At 71.3% G+C, this 1,264-nt stretch carries 1 protein-coding gene and 1 pseudogene; one reads left to right on the forward strand and one right to left on the reverse strand.

Features of this window, described 5'->3' with window-relative positions:
• Nucleotides 1-125: 125 nt before the first annotated feature.
• Nucleotides 126-959: pseudogene (locus AC2W7G_RS16585) on the reverse strand (aminotransferase class III-fold pyridoxal phosphate-dependent enzyme); the annotation flags it as partial.
• 49 nt (nt 960-1,008) lie between these two features.
• On the opposite strand from AC2W7G_RS16585, the gene AC2W7G_RS16590 reads away from it, so the two are divergent.
• The coding region (locus AC2W7G_RS16590; RefSeq protein ID WP_485869407.1) for a LysR family transcriptional regulator at nt 1,009-1,264 on the forward strand (256 nt) is incomplete at its 3' end.

Genomic DNA, 1,264 nt, shown 5'->3' on the forward strand with positions numbered 1-1,264 from the left:
GCGGCGCGACTGGCACAGCTCCATGATCGTGCCGATGTAGTCGGTCGGCGTGAGGATCGTCGCCCGGGTGACCGGCTCGAAGACCTTGGCGATCTTGCCGTCGTTGGGGTACTCGCTGGGGGTCGGGGCACGACGCCCTCGCGGTCGCAGGCGAACAGGTCGCCGGTGCGGGCGAAGCCGGTCTGCACCTCGTCGGCCACGAACACGACGTCGTTGGCGCGGCACCACTCGGCCAGCGCGGGCAGGAAGCCCTCGGCCGGCTCGATGAAGCCGCCCTCGCCCTGGATGGGCTCGATGACGACGGCGGCCAGGTTGGCCGCGCCGACCTGCTTCTCGATGACGGTGATCGCGCGCTGCGCCGCGGCCGCGCCGTCGACGTCCTCGTCGCGGAACGGGTACGACAGCGGGGCCCGGTAGACCTCGGAGGCGAACGGGCCGAAGCCGTGCTTGTACGGCATGTTCTTGGCCGTCATGGCCATCGTGAGGTTCGTGCGGCCGTGGTAGGCGTGGTCGAAGACGACGACGGCCTGCTTGCCGGTGTAGGAGCGGGCGATCTTGACCGCGTTCTCGACGGCCTCGGCGCCGGAGTTGAACAGCGCCGTGCGCTTCTCGTGGTCACCGGGCGTCAGGCGGCCGAGCGCCTCGGCGACGGCGACGTAGCCCTCGTACGGCGTGACCATGAAGCAGGTGTGCGTGAACGCCTGCACCTGCTCGGTCACGGCGGCGGCGACACGCGGGTTGCTGGCACCGACGGACGTCACGGCGATGCCCGAGCCGAGGTCGATGAACCGGTTGCCGTCGACGTCCTCGACGATGCCGCCGCCCGCGCGGGTGGCGAAGACCGGCATCGTGGCGCCCACGCCGGCGGCGACCGCGGCGTGCTTGCGCTGCATCAGCTCGACCGAACGCGGTCCCGGGACCTGGACGACGTGGCGCGACTGGGGGATCTCGTGGCTCATGCGGCCATGATCGGACGCGACGGGCCATGCCGTCCAATACCTCTTTTCGATGGACGACATGCTCGACGGGCATAGGATGGACGTCATGGAGCTGCGCACCCTGCGGTACTTCGTCGCCGTCGCGGACGCCGGCACGGTCTCGGCCGCCGCAGACACCGTCCGGGTGACCCAACCGGCCCTGTCCCGCCAGCTGCGCCAGCTCGAGCGCGAGCTGCGGGTCGACCTGTTCGACCGGTCGGCCGGACGCCTGGTGCTGTCGAGCAGCGGACGCGCCCTGCTCCCGCTCGCCCGCGAGTCCTGGCCCG

This window comes from Aeromicrobium sp. PFPM2_SD2, from assembly GCF_057364525.1.